The organism is Lachnoanaerobaculum gingivalis (genome assembly GCF_003862475.1).
In the GTDB taxonomy this organism is placed as follows: domain Bacteria; phylum Bacillota; class Clostridia; order Lachnospirales; family Lachnospiraceae; genus Lachnoanaerobaculum; species Lachnoanaerobaculum gingivalis.
Map to the genome: position 1 here is coordinate 461634 of NZ_RRCO01000001.1, position 18000 is coordinate 479633.

Consider the following 18000-nt stretch of genomic DNA (forward strand, 5'->3'; position numbering starts at 1 on the left):
TTAATTAAGTACAGTGGCAAGTAGCGGAATCAGTTTTAGCCCTATTAAAACTATTCCTCCCCCTGCCATAAGCTGCTTTATTCCCTGTGATTTCGCTCCGGGGTTGTCATTTCCATAACCTTCAAGCAGGTTTATGACTCCCCATGCTCCAAGTCCTGCCCCTATTGCTGTTACCAAAATCTTTAATACATCTACCGCCTGTGTAAAAAATGCCATTATTCTTCCTCCTCATTTTCTATTTCTTCTGTCTTATCTGCCTTGTTAAGATGTTTTACAATAAAGTTTCTATAACTTTTATCTTCCTTTTTAACCTCTTTAAAATAGCCGAAAACATGAATAAAATCCCCTTTTTCAAAGTCCTTTGTAAGTTCGACTTTTTCACCGTAAACATTACAATTTATATATTCCTTCTTTTTCTCCCCTACCTTTCCCATCTTTCTAAAGAGAGTAAAATTAGCAGCTTTAACTTCGCCGTCCTTACCCTTAATAACTTTTATCTCCACTTCATTAATCAGATTTCCATTGATGTTAAGCATTTCTTTTTGCATATAATTTCTCCATTTTCTATTTGATTTAATCAAAAAAAACCATAGTATTTTCAAGTTACCATGGACTTATTTATATTTTTTATTCCGACTTCTGCTCATTTTGAACTAAAGTCGGAGGGCTTCTTACCTTTGCTTTCACTTAACCATTTCTCCTTTTCTTCAACAAAAAAAGACTAAGATTTGATTTATCTTAATCCTTTACTTTGGCTGCTATATGCTTTATGAAATTCATTCTTCGTTTTTATATATTTAAGCTTTTGATTTAATATGTTTATTTTGTATTTTATCTGCCCCAACCTCTTCCCTGCTTTTTTAATTCTCATTTCTATCTTTTCCCATTCATCCATTTACTAATCCTTTCAAAAATTCGGTTTGATATTAACTTCTGCTCATTTTGAACTAAAGTTATTCCGAGTTTACCAATTAACCTCCACCACTTTTACCATCATTTCTTCTTTTAAGTTGACCTTATCTCTTCTTTTTAAATATTTTTCTATATCAAAGGCATTTTTCTTGTTGTAGTCTGAAAGCAGCTTATAATTTTTATGCTTTGTAATATCGAATTTATCTGAATAAAAAGGTCTTGCTCCCCTTATCTCCAGTATGCACTTCCCACCGTCCATCACTTTAAGTTCATCCCTGCTCATAAGTTCTTTTCCAAGTTTTTGATAGTTCAGTCCGAAAGATTTTTGATTTGACCTTGTTTCCGATGTGTTATACAGGTCTATGGTTTCTTTTCCTAAGTTCTCTGACAACTCCTTTATGGTTGTTCCTTCCTTTCCACCCAAAAATAATTCACTATCACAATTGCCTGTAATCGTATCGGCATTATCTTTATATATAGCTTTAAGTTGTGATTTTGCCTGAAGGATTATGCTTGCAGATATTTCTCTTGAACGAATGGTTGCTATTAACTTTTCAAACTTTGGAATCTGACCGATGTTACTGAACTCATCCAATAAACACCTTACATGAACTGGAAGTCTACCACCATAGACATCATCCGCCTTATCACAAAGTAGATTAAATAGCTGAGTATACATCATTGCCACTACAAAGTTAAATGTGTCATCGGTATCGGATATGATAATAAATAAGGCTGTTTTTTTATCTCCTATAGTATCTAAGCCCATCTCATCATACTCCATAAGGTTTTTAAGTTCCTCAATATCAAAGGGAGCAAGTCTTGCACCGCAAGAAATCAATATGCTCTTCGCAGTTTTTCCTGCAGCAAGCTTGTATTTACGGTATTGCTTTACCGCAAAGTGATTCGGTTTTTCTTTTTCCAGTGCATCAAAGATATAGTCAACTGCATTTTTAAAGTTTTCATCTTCTTCTCTTACCTCACTGGCATCAATAAAAGCAAGAAGTGTTTCAAAGTTTTGCTCTTCCTCCGGTGCTTCATAGTAAAGATATCCAATTAGTGCGGTGTAATAAAGGCGTTCTGCTTTCACCCAAAAATCCTCACTGGATTTTTCTCCTTCGCCTTTCGTATTAGCTATAATGGTTTGTACAAGCTTTAGAATATCTTTCTCACTTCTTAGATATGCAAATGGATTGTAGTGCATGGATTTTTTGAAATTTATAGTATTTAGCACTTTAATATCATATCCGTTTTTCTCAAGCATCTTTCCACACTCTACAAGAACAGTACCCTTAGGATCTGTTACAACATAGGATGAGTGCATTTGCATAAGATTGGGCTTTAAAAAAAATCTGGTCTTTCCGCTTCCTGAGCCTCCCACCACAAGTATATTTTTATTCCTTGCATATTTAGGATTTTTAGGTCTACCATTCATGGTAAGTCTTTCCGTATCAGTTAAAAGTATGTTGTTTTCAAACTTCTCATCTACATACGGCTCTATATCTTTTGAGTTCCCCCATCTTGCTGATCCATACTCTTTACCTTGCCTAAACTTCTTGGCATTTTTTCCTTTGGTATAGACAATTACTTTGATTAGGGCTGCTACTATTATTCCCACCATTATATCTATTAAATGAATACTTGGAATAAAACTTATTTTGCCAATTTCTAAAATCGCCTTAAAAATCTTATCCAAAATATCTCCACCTATATAACTTCTAACATGAGCTGATAGGATGTTTCCCGGATAAAATAAAAAGAGATAAGGTAAGTTTTGAATTACAAACTTTTTCTTATCTCTTATATGAAATATATTTTTTATATCTTTCAGTATTGCTTCTAATATCTTCGTATTTACCCCTCCTTCTACAAACTCTGTTCTTTAAGCTTTTCTTTGATTTTATCTTTCTTAGGTGCGTTTTTTACCTTTTCTTTGAATTGATTTAGGTTGACCATTACCGATTCTCTTTTTTTATTCTTTCCGGCAAATTTTTCTACTGCTTCCTTAAACGCCTGCTCCATAACCTTTTCATCCTTTGCATGAAAGAAGATGATATTATTTCCTGTAGTAAGATCTTTTTTTATACTGAATTTTACTCCGTTTTTATTTAGCTCTCTTTTTAAGCTCTCAAAATCAAGGTCATTTAGTTCTAAGGTTTCAACCTTACCTTTCTTCACCAACTCTTTTACGGTTGTAGGTTTCTTTTCTTCTATAAACTCCTTTAAACTTTTCCCTTTTTTGGCTGCCATATTTAACATTTTTTTCATAAGGTCTATTATCATTTTGGCAGATTTTATATTTCCACTTTTTACTATAGCAATAACTTGTCTGTTTACTTCTTCATTGATCAATAGTTTACCTCCCTTCATCTATTACAAGAAAAAAGGTAGTTAGATTTTACTCTAATTACCTCTTTACAGGATTCTTTTAAGATTCATTTTACTTCAGCTTTTTTACACTTTCAGCTTCAGATAATATTTTCATCTGCTCAATTGCAATAGAATTCAATTTTTCCAATCTGTCCGACTGTTTCATCCCTTCATTTATAAATACTGCATTTAGGTTTTCGAGATTAGAAAGGCAAACAAGTTGAGATATATCCGCATAATCTCTGATATTTCCCTTTAAATTTGGATTTTCATCTCTCCATTCCTTTGCAGTCATTCCAAACAAAGCCATATTCAAAATATCAGCCTCATTTGCATAAATAAAGTTGATTTTTTCCTTTGGCAGTTTTTCAGGTATAAGATTATTCTTTATAGCATCAGTATGAATCCTATAATTGATTTTTGCCAAATTTCTTTTTATATCCCAACCGAGCTTCTTTTGTTCTTCTTCTTTTAAGCGTTCAAATTCTTTTATTAAATACAGCTTAAAGTATGGGGATACCCAAGAAGCAAACTCAAAAGCAATATCTTTATGTGCGTAAGTTCCTCCGTATCTTCCTGCTTTTGCAACAATACCGATAGAATTGGTTTTTTCTACCCACTGTTTTACCGATAAAACAAAGCGATTCAGTCCGGCTTCATTTTTAATTCCCTCGAATTCGAGGGAATTAAAATCAGGATTATACATTTCCTCCCAAATACCTAAAAACTCTATTGTATTTTTATTTCTTAGCCACTTCTCGATTAAAGCTAAACCGTTTTCAATATTTCTTACCATATCAGTTAAAGAAATATAATCTTTATCATCTATGGCTATAATGCTGATTTCAGATCCTTCAACATTTATTTTAGACACAAAATCACCTCTCAATTCTTAAATAAATTATAACTATTATACCTTTTTCCCACTGCAACCATTATGTCGTCATACCTTATAATCTTCACTTACCTGCATCATTTTTTTCCTTCCCACTTCTGGACATTATGACCAGAAGTTATAAAAAAGCAGATACACAGTTTCTTTATATACCTTGTATTTTATTCTACACTACAATCAAAAGCAATAACAGCATTACCTTAAATAATATCCTTTTTACACCAGCCTCCTCCATACATATCGTGATTTACTTCCTGCTGATAAAAATGATTTATTGTAGTGGTTGCATTATAAAGTGCCGTAATCATATATGCCTTAATATTTGTGATTTTAGTGGCTGTATTCTTCATACATTCAATCACATATTCCAAATGACTGCCCTCCAGTTTCAAAAATCTTGATTTCACAAGCTCATATGGATATTCTTCTCCTGCTACCCTGATTGTTGGACGCCTCACACATACTACCTCACATATTACTTGAAACAGTTCATCATAGAGTTCTTTTTCTCCATAACTATCATATTTCATATGATGATTATAACTGATATTTTCTTTGATCAGTTCTATGCATTTCTGTACATCATCTATCACATCATTCTTCTCTGAATCGGATTGAGTGATAGGATTGATATAACTCTCCTCAATATAGTTTAAATCAGTTTTATTATATTTAGTATAATTAGGGTTCGATTCTCCAACTTCTTGAGTTTCGTTTTCCGAACTTCTAAAGGTTTGATTTTCTGACTTCTTAAGGTCTGTTTTTCCGACTTCTTGAAGTCCTGTTTTCTGACTTCTAGAAGTTTGATTTTCCGACTTCCTAAAGTCCGATTTTCCGACTTCAGTGATTTTATCAGTATTTACTGCCTCTTTTTTATCTATATTTCCTTCCGGCGAAGCAAAATTCTTGACATATATAATATCCGGTTTGCCCAATCCTCTACGAACTTTCTCTACCAAACCAATTCCCTTAGTATTGTCCAGCTCTGCAAGAACCTTAACTGCCTTTTCCTTTCCACATCCCAAATCTTCCATAATACTATTTATAGTATATATAATATATGCTCTGTTATTATCATCAAACCATTTATTTTTTATAGATAAGGACATACGATCAAGCATTAGTCCATATAAAAGTTTTGCATCACTTGATAATTTCTTAAATCGTTCATCCTTAATAAGCAAGCGAGGAACTCTATAGAATGAGAACTGCTCCGCTTCAATCCCGTAATAATAATTCAGTTGTAATATTTCACTCATTCTCGGCTCCTCCTTTCTACTGATTGTTCTTCCAGTTATCCAATAACTGATAAATAATGTTCTCTATTTCTTTCCTGCTATATGTTACAGGGAAATAACTGTTGATACGCTCTGCTTTTATAACAACCTTTCGTTCCACAGTTTTCTCTTTTTCAAGCAGCATACGAACCATCGGAAATGTAAGCTCCCCTTTTTTATCGCTTTCCTTGAGCATGGCACTCTGCAAAGTTGTAATAATAATATTTGTTTCCTTTATTACAGCCAAAACCCATTGCTGTGCATCCTCTGATAAAAATGATAAATCAACTGCCTGCATTATACCTATTTTCTTTGTATCCACCATATCAAGCAACTCATCTAACAAGCGTGAAATCCATATATATCTCTGAACAGTCTTTGCGCTCTCTCCTGCCGCTTCTCCAAGTTCTCCAAGTGTAAGTCCACCTGCTTTACTTCCCTGATGTTTCATTGCATCGTATTTCATTCTGTACGCTTTTGATTTCTCGCTTGGCAGAATATCTTCTCTTTGAATATTAGAATCTACCATGATAATTGTAGCTTCATCATCTGTATAATTGCGTATAAACATCGGAATTGTAGAGAGTCCAACCATTTCACATGCATATTTTCTACGATGTCCGGCGATGATTTCGTAACCGCCGCCTTTCATCGGTCTTGCAATACCCGGCATCAATATTCCATACTCTCTAATACTTCCAATCATTTCTTGCATCTTTTCATCATCCAATACCTTAAACGGATGTTCTTTGAACCCATGAAGCTCTGTTAATGCAATTTCCTGTACTTGCTCTATTCCTGACTGTGGCTGCTCAATCCCGAATAAATCATCAAAGCTGTTAAGCTTTACCTTTGTGGCACTTCCTGTCTTATTCATTGCAAAGCACCTCCTTTGTCAATGACTGATATGCACTTGCCACTTTACCATTCGGATCGTGCTTGTAGATGCTCACACCTTCCGCAGAAATTTCCGCTGCCCTTACCGACATTGGGATACTGTTTTCAAATATATGAACTCTGCTCCCATAATTTTCAATAAGCAGATTACTGATATCTTTTGCATAATTGGTACGGTTGTCAACCATTGTTAGCAAAATCCCCTCAATCTCAAGTTTCTGATTAATCTGACGCTTTACTTTCCCTATGGTTTTAATAAGTTGTTCCAAGCCTTTTATCGGTAAATATGCCGCCTGTACAGGAATTAAAATACTATCTGCACAAGTAAAAACATTTATTGTAATCATTCCAAGGGATGGCATACAGTCAATCAAAATATAATCATAATTTTCTCTCTGCAAGTCCATATAGGTTCTCAGTACGGTTTCTCTGCTCATCACATTAATAAGTGAAGTTTCCAAACCTGAAAGTTCTATATTTCCTGGTATAAAATCAATTCCTTCATCATGGCTTAAAATTCCATAATCTGATCTTATTTCCTCATCATTAATAATGTTTCCCATTATAGTTGCAAGTGTAATTTCCAATCTATCCGGCTCCCTAATTCCAAGACTTGCCGTAAGGCTTCCTTGTGCATCTGCATCTATCAACAGAACCTTCTTTCCTTGCCTTGCCAGCCCAATTCCCAAGTTACTTGTTGTTGTGGTTTTTCCAACTCCACCTTTTTGATTTGCAATAGCTATAACTCTACACATGATATCATTCTCCTATTTTTCTACCTTTTTAGTTGTCTTTTTTAAAATTTACTTTTTGTACTTGTGCATAAGCCCTGTAATATTTTTTTGTTCCTTTATTGCTGTAAAGCTCTGATACCTCCAGAACTTCTATTTTATTATTACTGCTTAATATTTTTTGAAACCATGCAATATCACTCTTTGTTCCCATAAATCTGATTTTCAGCATTAGTTTGCACCTCCAATAAAGCTTATATCTCACAATTATAATTAGCGTAGTCAGGATAGCGAATCTGTATTGCTTGCTTCATACTGCTACCGATTTGCCACCCTTCACACAAACACTCGGTTTTTATATCTCCGGTCTTAAAATCATAAATACTGTTAATATTTCTTCTCGTATCAGGGCTGATGCCTAGACAATAACAAAGTGCCTTATGATAGACATCTTGTTCCTTTACTTCTTCATAGTAGAATTTTCATGTGCCTCGTTATTAAATATAATAGACCGTTTACTATTATTTTCTGCACTTAACGCTGTGTTCTTCATATTGAACCTCCTTATAGATATAAAAAAGGAACAAACACTTATAAAAAGTGCTTATTCCCAAACATTAAACAAGGGAAAGCAATAAATGCTTTCCCTCGCAGAACTTTATATATAGACTTTTACTTCAATATCTTTAAATCTGTTTGCCTTTGTGTACTCAGGATGCTCAGCCATAAATGCCTGCACATCCGCTCGCCTCACCGTTAAGCTGCAAAAATAAATATATTGCTGCCTAATTCCTCTTTTCCGCAATTGCTGCCTGTGCTGCTGCAAGTCTTGCAATCGGCACTCTAAATGGTGAACATGACACATAGTCAAGACCGATCTTGTGGCAGAACTCAACTGATGAAGGATCTCCACCGTGCTCACCGCAGATACCTACGTGGAGCTCAGGTCTTGTCTGTTTTCCAAGCTCGATAGCCATCTTCATAAGTTTACCGACACCAACCTGGTCAAGCTTAGCAAACGGATCGTTCTCGAAGATCTTTCTGTCATAGTAAGCATTGAGGAACTTACCTGCATCATCTCTTGAGAAACCGAATGTCATCTGTGTAAGGTCGTTTGTACCGAAGCAGAAGAATTCAGCCTGCTTAGCAATCTCATCAGCTGTAAGACATGCCCTTGGGATCTCAATCATTGTACCAACTTCATACTTGATGTTTGAGCCTGCTGCCGCAATCTCCTCATCTGCTGTCTTAACGACGATATCCTTAACGTACTTAAGCTCCTTAGCGTCAGATGAAAGCGGAATCATGATCTCAGGCTTAAGGTTCCAATCAGGATGAGCCTTAGCTACATTGATAGCCGCTCTTATAACAGCCTTTGTCTGCATTACTGCAATCTCAGGATATGTTACTGCAAGACGAAGTCCTCTGTGTCCCATCATTGGGTTGAACTCGTGAAGTGAAGCGATGATAGCTTTAATCTGTGCTACGCTCTTGCCCTGAGTCTTTGCAAGCTTCTCGATCTCAGATTCCTCTGTAGGAACGAACTCATGAAGTGGCGGATCAAGGAATCTGATTGTAACAGGGTTACCCTCAAGTGCCTCGTAGAGCTTCTCGAAATCTCCCTGCTGTACAGGTAAAATCTTATCAAGAGCTTTCTCTCTCTCTTCTACTGTATCTGAACAGATCATCTCTCTGAATGCGTCAATTCTATCGCCCTCAAAGAACATATGCTCTGTACGGCAAAGTCCGATACCCTCTGCACCAAGCTCTCTGGCTTTTCTTGCATCCTCAGGTGTATCTGCATTTGTACGAACTTTAAGTCTTCTATACTTATCAGCCCATCCCATGATTCTTCCGAACTCACCTGCAATCTGAGCTTCCTGAGTTGGGATAGCACCGTCATAAACATTTCCTGTTGTACCGTCGAATGAGATAACATCTCCCTCGTGGAATGTCTTTCCGCCGAGCTCGAACTTCTTGTTCTCCTCATCCATAATGATCTCTGAAAGACCTGATACGCAGCAAGTACCCATACCACGAGCAACAACGGCTGCGTGTGATGTCATACCTCCACGAACTGTAAGGATACCCTGTGAAGCCTTCATACCCTCGATATCCTCAGGTGATGTCTCAAGTCTTACAAGAACAACCTTCTTACCTGCATCAGCCCATGTCTTAGCATCCTCGGCTGTAAATACGATCTGTCCGCTTGCAGCACCCGGTGAAGCGGCAAGACCCTTACCGATAGGTGTAGCCTTCTTAACAGCCTCTGTATCAAATGTCGGGTGAAGAAGTGTATCAAGGTTTCTAGGCTCGATCATTGATACAGCCTTAGCCTCGTCAATCATGCCCTCATCTACAAGGTCACATGCAATCTTAAGTGCAGCAAATGCTGTTCTCTTACCGTTTCTTGTCTGCAACATGTAAAGCTTTCTATCCTCGATAGTAAACTCCATATCCTGCATATCTCTGTAATGGTCTTCAAGCTTATGACAAATCTCAACGAACTCTTTATAAACGTCAGGCATTACTTCCTTCAACTGATCGATATGCTGTGGTGTACGAACACCTGCAACAACGTCCTCACCCTGAGCGTTCATAAGGAACTCACCCATGAGCTTCTTCTCACCTGTAGCAGGATCTCTTGTAAATGCAACACCTGTACCTGATGTATCACCCATGTTACCGAATGCCATCATCTGTACGTTAACTGCTGTACCCCATGAATATGGAATATCATTGTCACGACGATATACATTTGCACGTGGGTTATCCCATGAACGGAATACGGCCTTAACGGCAGCCATAAGCTGTTCCTTAGGATCTGAAGGGAAATCTGAACCGATTTTTGACTTATACTCAGCCTTGAACTGATTTGCAAGTTCCTTCAAATCTTCAGCTGTAAGGTCAACGTCCTGTGTAACTCCCTTTTTCTCTTTCATCTGGTCGATAAGAACCTCAAAATACTTCTTACCAACTTCCATAACTACGTCTGAGAACATCTGGATAAATCTTCTGTAGCAGTCATAAGCCCATCTTGGGTTACCTGACTTTGCAGCCAGAACCTCTACAACCTCTTCGTTAAGACCGAGGTTAAGAATTGTATCCATCATACCCGGCATAGATGCTCTTGCACCTGAACGAACTGAAACTAAGAGCGGATTTTCCTTATCACCGAATTTCTTTCCTGTGATTTCTTCCATCTTAGTAATATTCTCCATGATTTGACCCATGATCTCATCATTTATCTTCTCGCCATCCTCATAGTACTGAGTACATGCCTCTGTTGTGATTGTGAATCCCTGAGGTACAGGTAAACCGAGATTTGTCATCTCTGCAAGGTTTGCACCTTTACCACCCAAAAGATTTCTCATTGTTGCGTTACCTTCTGTAAAAAGATATACCCACTTATTTGCCATACGTAAAAACCTCCATATGTATTTTCCTGTATTTTCCGCTCTCCATTATACCATATTCATATAATATAGCAAAGCATAAAAAAGAAAATTATTTACCTTTTACATTGATCTTTTGATATTTTCTTACTAAAAAGATGATAATAGTAATTTTTAACAAAATCCTGTATACAATATTCCGCCCATTTTCGTCAAAATTTGTTTTCACAGACATCAAATCCATAAAGCTCACAGCAAAATAAAACTTTATAAAATTGTATTATATAAAAATCTTGCAAATATAAACTTTTGCATTATACTATTAGTTGTAAAACACTAAGAATAAGTTATTTAATTAATATAGTAGCTTCGGCTGCTTTATCTATGCAATTATATATGGAGGAATTATGCATCAGGAACAATGTATTAAGGACAATTTATATTATGTGGGAGGAAGTGACAGAAGGCAGAGACTTTTTGAAAATGTCTATCCTATTCCGAACGGAATGTCTTACAACTCATATGTTATATTGGATGAAAAAACTATACTCTTTGATTCTGTTGACAGATCTGTAGAGGGAGTATTCTTTGAAAACTTAAAAGCAACACTTGGTGACAGACCCCTTGACTACGTAGTAATAACACATATGGAGCCTGACCATGCGGCTACTTTGGGTGATCTTTTAAATATTCACCCGGAAATGATGATAGTAGGTAATGCAAAGATTAAGGCAATGATCGGTCAGTTCTTTGACTTCTCATTGGACCACAGATTCCTGGAAGTAAAAGAAGGCGACACATTAAGTACAGGCGAGCATACATTTAAATTTTATTTTGCTCCGATGGTTCACTGGCCTGAGGTAATGATGGTATATGATGAGAAATCAAAAGCGCTTTTCTCTTCAGATGCTTTCGGTTGCTTCGGAGCACTCTCAGGAAATATATTCGCAGATGAGTTGAATTATGAATGCGAGTGGTACCCGGAATCAAGAAGATATTATGCAAATATTGTAGGAAAGTTCGGATTACAGGTATTAAATATCTTAAAGAAGCTTGCCGATTTGGATATAGAGCTTATATGCTCACTTCACGGACCTATATACAGAACAAAAGAGGATATTATTGCATGTTTCAAGAAGTATCAGACATGGGGATCATATTCTCCTGAGGATGATGAGGTGGTTATTTTCTCCGGTTCCGTTTACGGAAATACCGAAGATTTTTCAACATTACTTGCCACTCTTGTAGCACAAAGAGGTATCAGAAATACAAAGGTACTTGATATTTCATCAATTGATGTATCTTACCTCCTTTCAGAAGCTTTCAGAGCTAAGGTACTTGTATTTGCTTCTTCTTCATACAATGGCGGACTTTTCACTCCTATGGAAAACTTCCTTATGGACCTTGTTGCACATAACTTCCAGAACAGAGATGTTTTCGTGGTTGAAAACGGTTCATGGGCTCTTACAGCAGGCAAGAGCATGCGTGAGATTATAGGTCAGTTAAAGAAGGTAAATATTGCCGAAGAAACAATCAGCATCAAATCTCTTCTTTCAAAGGATCAGTATGCCGATACAGTTGCAATGGCTGATAAGATTGTTGAGTGCTTAAATAAATAAGACATCTTTTAATGTATACCCGTATTGACATGGGTATACATTTTTTATTGATTTTTTTATACTCCGGTAGTAAACTTGTATCTTGATTTCATTTACAAGGAGTTTTTATGGTTTCTAAAAATAAGATAAAATCCGCTTTCTTTTCGGCGTTTCCAAATATCATCCCTATTTTAGCCGGATTTTTATTCTTAGGTATTGCTTATGGTATCTATATGAATCAATCCGGTTTTAAATTCTACTACCCTATGTTCATGAGCTTTATAATATTTGCAGGTTCTGTAGAATTTGCTACCGTTTCATGGTTACTTGGAAGCTTCGATCCTGTAAATATCTTTTTTCTTACACTTATGATAAATGCAAGACATTTATTTTATGGACTTTCGATGCTTGAAAAATACAATATTCCGGGATGGAAGAAACTTTATTTAATTTACGGCATGTGTGATGAATCATTTTCTATAAATACGACAGTAGATGTACCTAAGGATATTGACAAGGACTGGTTTATGTTCTTTGTAACCATGTTAAATCAGATATATTGGGTAGCAGGTGCTACTATAGGCGGAATATTCGGAAGCTTTATCCCCTTTGATACCAAGGGAATAGAGTTTGTTATGACTGCACTCTTTGTAGTTATATTCCTTGAAAATTGGCTTAAAGAAAAGTATCACAGCGCATCTGTTATCGGACTTTTTATTTCATTTATATGTCTGATGATTTTTAAAGGTACAAACTTTATTATTCCTTCAATGATTATAATAATTACCGTACTTACATTACTTAGAGGGAGGTTAGAAAAACATGAGTAAAATACAGCAGATTGTTATAATATTAATCGTCGCATTTGCCACAATGATAACCAGATTTTTACCTTTCATAGTTTTTCCGGCAAACAAAGAAACTCCTTCCTATATAAAGTATCTCGGCAAAGTTTTGCCGGCAGCCGTACTCGGGCTCTTAGTGGTATATTCACTTAAAGATGTATCAATATTTAATGAGTTCCACACTTTACCTGAAGCCATAAGCATTGCGGTTATTGTACTGTTACATTTTTGGAAAAGGCAGATGATACTTTCCATTTCAGCAGGTACAATACTTTATATGTTTCTTATACAATTTATTTTCAAATAAATTGCTTGCAATTATTTATGAATTAATATATCTTTATTATAGACTAAACATTTAAGGAGATTTATGAAAGAGATTGCAAAAAAGGTAAAATCGGACAGTTTTATTCTGATGGCAAGCAGCAATGAGATGAGAAATGACTGTCTTCAAAATATTATAAATAATTTGAACAAAAACAGAGAATATATACTCTCGGAAAATCAAAAGGATATTGAAAATGCAAAGGCTGAGAATATATCCTCTTCCATACTTTCAAGACTTTTGTTTGACGAACATAAGATGGATACTGTTATAGCAGGTATCAATGATCTTATAAAGATGGAAGATCCTATAGGAAAGATAACATTAAAAAGAGAGCTTGATGCCGGACTTATACTTACCAGAACCACAACTCCGATAGGTGTTATAGGAGTTATTTTTGAGGCAAGGCCTGATGCCCTTGTTCAGATTGCTTCTCTATGTATAAAAAGCGGAAATGCAGCCATACTTAAAGGCGGAAGCGAAGCCAAGCTTACAAATAGGGCACTTTTTGAAAGTATAAAAGAAGCTGTTTTAGAAGCAGGTCTTCCTGAGAATATACTTATACAGCTTGAAGCCAGAAGTGATGTCGGAGAACTGCTTGGATGTAGTGAATATGTGGACTTGCTTATACCGAGAGGTTCAAATTCATTTGTAAAGTATATTATGGACAATACAAGTATTCCTGTTATGGGGCATGCTGACGGTGTTTGTCATACATATGTGGATGAGGACTTTGACCTTGAAAAATCTGTAAGGATATTGATAGACGCAAAGACTCAGTACCCTTCCGCATGTAACACCACAGAGACATTACTGGTTCATGAAAGGTCTGTTTCAAAGCTTTTACCGAAACTGAATGAAGCGTTTAAAACAGCCGGTATTAAAGTATATGCCGATAAAGAGGTCTTATCATATTTTGATAATGCAGATGCAGCCAATGATGATTCTTTCCATACGGAATATCTTGAAAAGACTATCAATGTGAAATCTGTAAAGAGTATTGATGAAGCAATTAATCATATAAATACTTACGGTTCACATCATACAGATGCCATACTTACAAATATGGATGCCAATGCAGATTATTTTATGAGCAGAGTTGATTCCGCCAATGTATATAAGAACTGTTCTACAAGATTTGCCGACGGATTCAGATACGGTTTCGGAGCTGAGGTAGGTATCAGTACCGGAAAGCTTCATGCCAGAGGTCCTGTAGGACTTGAAGGGCTTTGTACTTACAAATATAAGCTCTACGGAAACGGCGATATTGTAGCGGATTATGCAAACGGAAATAAAGAATTCCATTTTAGAGAACTATAAAAGGAAGGGTAATCCCCTTCCTCTTTTATACTTATCTTACCCATGCGCCGTTTGCGCCGAGTCTGAATGAATCAACTGTAGTATTTGTAGCCATATATCCTGAGCCCGGATAGAAATAGTACCAGTTTCCGCTGATCTGTGTCCATCCCTCACACATAGCACCATTGCTGTCAAGGTAGTAATACTTTCCGTCACTGCTGTGAAGCCATGTATTGCTGAGCATCTTACCTCTTGGAACCTCAGCATTCATGTAATACCACTTACCGTTTGACTGCTGCCAGCCTGTTGTCATATATCCGTAGGAATTCATATAATAATACTCTCCTTCGACCTTCTGCCAACCTGTAAGCATTCTGCCTGCATCATCAAAGAGGTACCATTTATCGGCAATATATTCCCATCCGTTTGTCTTAAGACTTCCGTCAGGAAATCTGAAATACCATGTATCTCCCGATTTATTCCAACCTATGCCGCTTCCAACCTGGGTTGTTACATTGTTATTTCCTGTTGAGACATTTGAGGCATCCAGATAGAATTCATCTGAAGTAATCCACTCCGAATGTCTTCCATAGTCCTTATCTCCATGTGAAACCGTTCTGATTTTGAATTTATATGTACCCTTTTGAGTCATATCATTTCTGAAATTATAGTTGCTGCCCTTGTAGTTTTCAACCCTTGTAACCTGTGTACTTCCACGCATCAATATAAGCTCGTAGTATCCTGAAGTCTCTGAGGGTTCATCCCATTTGGCGATACCTATACCGCTGTCCTTCCACTCTACATCCTCAGGAGCTTCATAAGTTCCCTTTAAAGGATTCAGCTTAATATTTACCACCAAATCACCGTTTTTCTTGGATGAAGAAAGAAACTTTCCACCGTTCACAGATATATTGGAAGATGAATATGTTCCCTTAAATGAATAATCGCTGTTTGCTTCCAAAGTGATTTTCATCTTTACTTCATCACCTATGTTCAGACTGCTTCTTCCGCTTGTAATCTCAGCATCCGCTATATTGAATCTGTCGGATGTAGTATATACATTTATATCTCCACCTGAGCTACTTCCGTAATTTATACTTAGATTATCTGTACGATCTCCTATACTCAAATCCGAATTTACTTTTATCGTAACTGAGCTGATAGTTTTATTTGCAGCATAAGCAGGCTTTGATAAAAGTGAACATAATAAAATAGTTCCGAAAACAGCTATTTTTTTAGCCAACCTCATATATTCCTCCTTATATTTTTTATATCATATCATCCGATACAAATATATTTATAATATAAGTATATGTAATCTGAGTGTATATGTACAGTTAAAATTTTCTTACTTATTCATATCTTTTGGCTCAAATTTTATTCAGAATATATTCAATCAAATGTTGCTTAAAATATACTTCCAGTACAATATCTGATAAAAAGGTAAATAACTCAACATTTTCATCTTTTTTGTCAAAGCCATTCACTCTCTTTTTTGCATACTCGAGCCTTTTTTTCAAATCATCTACAATCTCGTTTTTCTTGTCATCCTCTATATGAACCAACATATCATACAGTTGTGAAAGGGACTCATCTCCCTTTTCAAAATCATTGTATATACTCAAATCACAGAGTCTTTTAATATCCGCAAAGGAAAGCACATTCTTGTAAAAATATATAAGTATAAGAAGCATCACATGATTCTTGGTATATTTTTTCTTATCGGAAGGCGGCAAAAGTTTGTTCTTCGTATAATTATTGATCATGGTTTTTGTAAGAAGCTTATCATCCTCCTCTCGTTTGAAACTCTCAAGCTTCTCATCAATAAAACTTGTCATCTGATCCATATACAAAGAAATATCCGGAATATCTTCCGATTTTATAATATCCAAGCCCTCAAAATGCTTTATCATATCATTGATAATATCTTTATTAGTTTTCATAACATCAGTATATAGTATTAAAAACCATATATCAAGTGAAATCAAAAGTGCTTTCAGAATATGAAATTCGTACGTAAATATTGTTTTATTCAAAAATTAACAGCATTATAAAAACAGAATATCCCGACAAAACCACAAGGCTGAAACACCTTGTATTTGTCAGGATATGTTTTCTTCTGTTCTGTAGTAAATAAAATTAAGTAACTACTACTAAAACATATTATATTTCTTTTAAGAGCAAAATACTTTTTGTCAATGCAACTAATGATATAATGAAGCTTACAATACTTAAACAAAATAATATCGGCTCACCTACAATAGAAACATCTGTTATATAATTCATATTGCTCATTATTAAAATTGTTAATGATCGCAAAAGGAAATTCATACTTAACAATATAACTGCACCCAAGAAAAATATTGCAAATATTACAAGTCCAAGCACTATCTTAAACTTATTTCTCTCCATACATACGCTCCATCTGTCGCCATAAATTACCTATCTCCAAGCCTCATATATACCGTTTCAGGACTTGTTGAATATACCGACTTACTCTCAACAACTATAGCTCTTTTATTAATTGGTCCTCTTGGAATATAATATTTTTGAGCTTTACCTGACACATATCTTATAAGCGGTCTAAATTCAAGCCACATTTTTTTATTTGGACCAACATTCATTGATATAGTCTCTGAAAATGAAGAGTTAGTTGACCAGCTACCACCAACAGAAAGTTTAAATGCATCATTAAACCCACCTGTCAATGCTGTATTAATAGTCCATGTGGTGCTTGATCTAACACTCGCTGAAAGATTCTGTCGTTGTGAAGTTCTATTTTCCAAATAGTTAGATATTCTCTTGGAAGTACCATATATTTTCCCACTACTTTCTTTTATAAATCTATATTTATAATGAAATGGACCATATGGTTCTATTTCAGGATCTACATCTATCTCAGGGAGTTCAAATGATTTATCAACCTTTTCCAGTTCACTAAACTCTTCCAAAATCTTATCAGATTGCTGCATGATTTGCGTATATACTTTCTTAGCATCATCACCAGAATAATAGTTAAGTTTACCACTACCATCTGGAATAGCCACCATAACAACTTCACCTAATTCCTCATCTACTTCGCTAGCATAAACACTTAATCCTGATACTTCATTTACAAATAACAAAGATAACAACAATAATAAAGCACAAATTATCTTTTTCATTCTATTACCTCTTTAATATTAAACATAAACACAGCTAAACGTTATAATAACAACCTTACTATTATATCTCCGTTTTTATACCTTTGAGGATTTATATATTGCATAGCCTCCCTCCTTTTAATATTATATTAAATTTTTTTATTAATTATTTAAAATGGTTTTCTCAACTCTTATTCTATTCATGTTAATATAATAGCACTTTTTCTTGTAAATGTAAACTATCGGGTCTTCAACAGTTTGTTACATGCAAACAGCCTCTAAAGCCTTATAAATAAAGGGTTTTCTGTGTCAA

The 18000-nt window shown here is 35.5% G+C and carries 18 protein-coding genes and 2 pseudogenes; 4 read left to right on the forward strand and 16 right to left on the reverse strand.

All coding sequences use genetic code 11. The features are described from left to right. The 12 genes and pseudogenes from EHV10_RS02115 to ppdK all read right to left on the reverse strand — a co-directional run bounded on the left by EHV10_RS02115 (nt 1) and on the right by ppdK (nt 10501). Nucleotides 1-216 (reverse strand): Maff2 family mobile element protein, encoded by a 216-nt coding sequence (locus EHV10_RS02115; protein ID WP_005541812.1) that lies wholly within the window; start codon nt 214-216, stop codon nt 1-3. Next, nucleotides 216-548 carry a single-stranded DNA-binding protein gene (locus tag EHV10_RS02120; RefSeq protein WP_128673196.1) on the reverse strand — a complete coding sequence of 111 codons (333 nt, stop codon included), beginning with the start codon at nt 546-548 and terminating at the stop codon, nt 216-218. Before EHV10_RS02120 ends, EHV10_RS02115 begins: the two co-directional genes overlap by 1 nt. 185 nt (nt 549-733) lie before the next feature. Continuing rightward, nucleotides 734-895 (reverse strand): hypothetical protein, encoded by a 162-nt coding sequence (locus EHV10_RS14615; RefSeq protein ID WP_167456717.1) that lies wholly within the window; start codon nt 893-895, stop codon nt 734-736. A 69-nt stretch (nt 896-964) separates the two neighbouring features. Beyond that, a pseudogene (locus EHV10_RS02125) lies at nt 965-2494 on the reverse strand (VirD4-like conjugal transfer protein, CD1115 family); the annotation flags it as partial. 284 nt (nt 2495-2778) lie between these two features. Next, nucleotides 2779-3264 carry a PcfB family protein gene (locus EHV10_RS02130; RefSeq protein ID WP_128673198.1) on the reverse strand — a complete coding sequence of 162 codons (486 nt, stop codon included), beginning with the start codon at nt 3262-3264 and terminating at the stop codon, nt 2779-2781. A gap of 88 nt (nt 3265-3352) precedes the next feature. Continuing rightward, nucleotides 3353-4156: a KilA-N domain-containing protein gene (locus EHV10_RS02135; RefSeq protein ID WP_128673199.1), complete on the reverse strand. Its 804-nt coding sequence runs from the start codon at nt 4154-4156 to the stop codon at nt 3353-3355. A 221-nt stretch (nt 4157-4377) separates the two neighbouring features. Beyond that, a complete protein-coding gene (locus EHV10_RS02140) occupies nt 4378-5436 on the reverse strand; it encodes a DUF6017 domain-containing protein (protein ID WP_128673200.1) in 1059 nt (352 codons plus the stop codon). 16 nt (nt 5437-5452) lie between these two features. Beyond that, on the reverse strand, nt 5453-6331 hold the full coding sequence (locus tag EHV10_RS02145) for a ParB/RepB/Spo0J family partition protein (RefSeq protein WP_128673201.1): 879 nt from the start codon (nt 6329-6331) through the stop codon (nt 5453-5455). Continuing rightward, the gene (locus EHV10_RS02150) at nt 6324-7106 is read right to left on the reverse strand and encodes a ParA family protein (protein WP_128673202.1); all 783 of its coding nucleotides are present in this window, start codon (nt 7104-7106) and stop codon (nt 6324-6326) included. Before EHV10_RS02150 ends, EHV10_RS02145 begins: the two co-directional genes overlap by 8 nt. Nucleotides 7107-7134: 28 nt before the next feature. Further along, nucleotides 7135-7314 (reverse strand): hypothetical protein, encoded by a 180-nt coding sequence (locus EHV10_RS02155; protein WP_128673203.1) that lies wholly within the window; start codon nt 7312-7314, stop codon nt 7135-7137. Between the two features lie 22 nt (nt 7315-7336). Next, nucleotides 7337-7635: pseudogene (locus EHV10_RS15335) on the reverse strand (DUF6075 family protein). 232 nt (nt 7636-7867) lie between these two features. Next, a complete protein-coding gene (gene ppdK, locus EHV10_RS02165; RefSeq protein ID WP_128673204.1) occupies nt 7868-10501 on the reverse strand; it encodes a pyruvate, phosphate dikinase in 2634 nt (877 codons plus the stop codon). Between the two features lie 383 nt (nt 10502-10884). Here ppdK and EHV10_RS02170 point away from each other — a divergent pair, with 383 nt between their 5' ends. From EHV10_RS02170 to EHV10_RS02185, 4 genes are all read left to right on the forward strand, one after another. After that, nucleotides 10885-12096 carry an FprA family A-type flavoprotein gene (locus tag EHV10_RS02170; RefSeq protein ID WP_128673205.1) on the forward strand — a complete coding sequence of 404 codons (1212 nt, stop codon included), beginning with the start codon at nt 10885-10887 and terminating at the stop codon, nt 12094-12096. Between the two features lie 107 nt (nt 12097-12203). Continuing rightward, a complete protein-coding gene (locus EHV10_RS02175; protein WP_128673206.1) occupies nt 12204-12905 on the forward strand; it encodes an AzlC family ABC transporter permease in 702 nt (233 codons plus the stop codon). Next, nucleotides 12898-13227 carry a branched-chain amino acid transporter permease gene (locus EHV10_RS02180; RefSeq protein ID WP_128673207.1) on the forward strand — a complete coding sequence of 110 codons (330 nt, stop codon included), beginning with the start codon at nt 12898-12900 and terminating at the stop codon, nt 13225-13227. Before EHV10_RS02175 ends, EHV10_RS02180 begins: the two co-directional genes overlap by 8 nt. A gap of 63 nt (nt 13228-13290) precedes the next feature. Further along, nucleotides 13291-14565, forward strand: coding sequence for a glutamate-5-semialdehyde dehydrogenase (locus tag EHV10_RS02185; RefSeq protein ID WP_128673208.1), 1275 nt, complete (start codon nt 13291-13293; stop codon nt 14563-14565). A gap of 31 nt (nt 14566-14596) precedes the next feature. On the opposite strand, the gene EHV10_RS02190 is transcribed toward EHV10_RS02185, so the two are convergent. The 4 genes from EHV10_RS02190 to EHV10_RS02205 form a co-directional block, all read right to left on the reverse strand. Further along, nucleotides 14597-15793, reverse strand: a complete 1197-nt coding sequence (locus EHV10_RS02190; protein ID WP_128673209.1) for an N-acetylmuramoyl-L-alanine amidase family protein — start codon at nt 15791-15793, stop codon at nt 14597-14599. 121 nt (nt 15794-15914) lie between these two features. Beyond that, nucleotides 15915-16487, reverse strand: coding sequence for a DUF1836 domain-containing protein (locus tag EHV10_RS02195; RefSeq protein ID WP_128673210.1), 573 nt, complete (start codon nt 16485-16487; stop codon nt 15915-15917). A 220-nt stretch (nt 16488-16707) separates the two neighbouring features. Continuing rightward, nucleotides 16708-16956, reverse strand: coding sequence for a hypothetical protein (locus EHV10_RS02200; RefSeq protein ID WP_128673211.1), 249 nt, complete (start codon nt 16954-16956; stop codon nt 16708-16710). Between the two features lie 26 nt (nt 16957-16982). Then, on the reverse strand, nt 16983-17708 hold the full coding sequence (locus EHV10_RS02205; RefSeq protein WP_128673212.1) for a hypothetical protein: 726 nt from the start codon (nt 17706-17708) through the stop codon (nt 16983-16985). Nucleotides 17709-18000 lie beyond the last annotated feature (292 nt).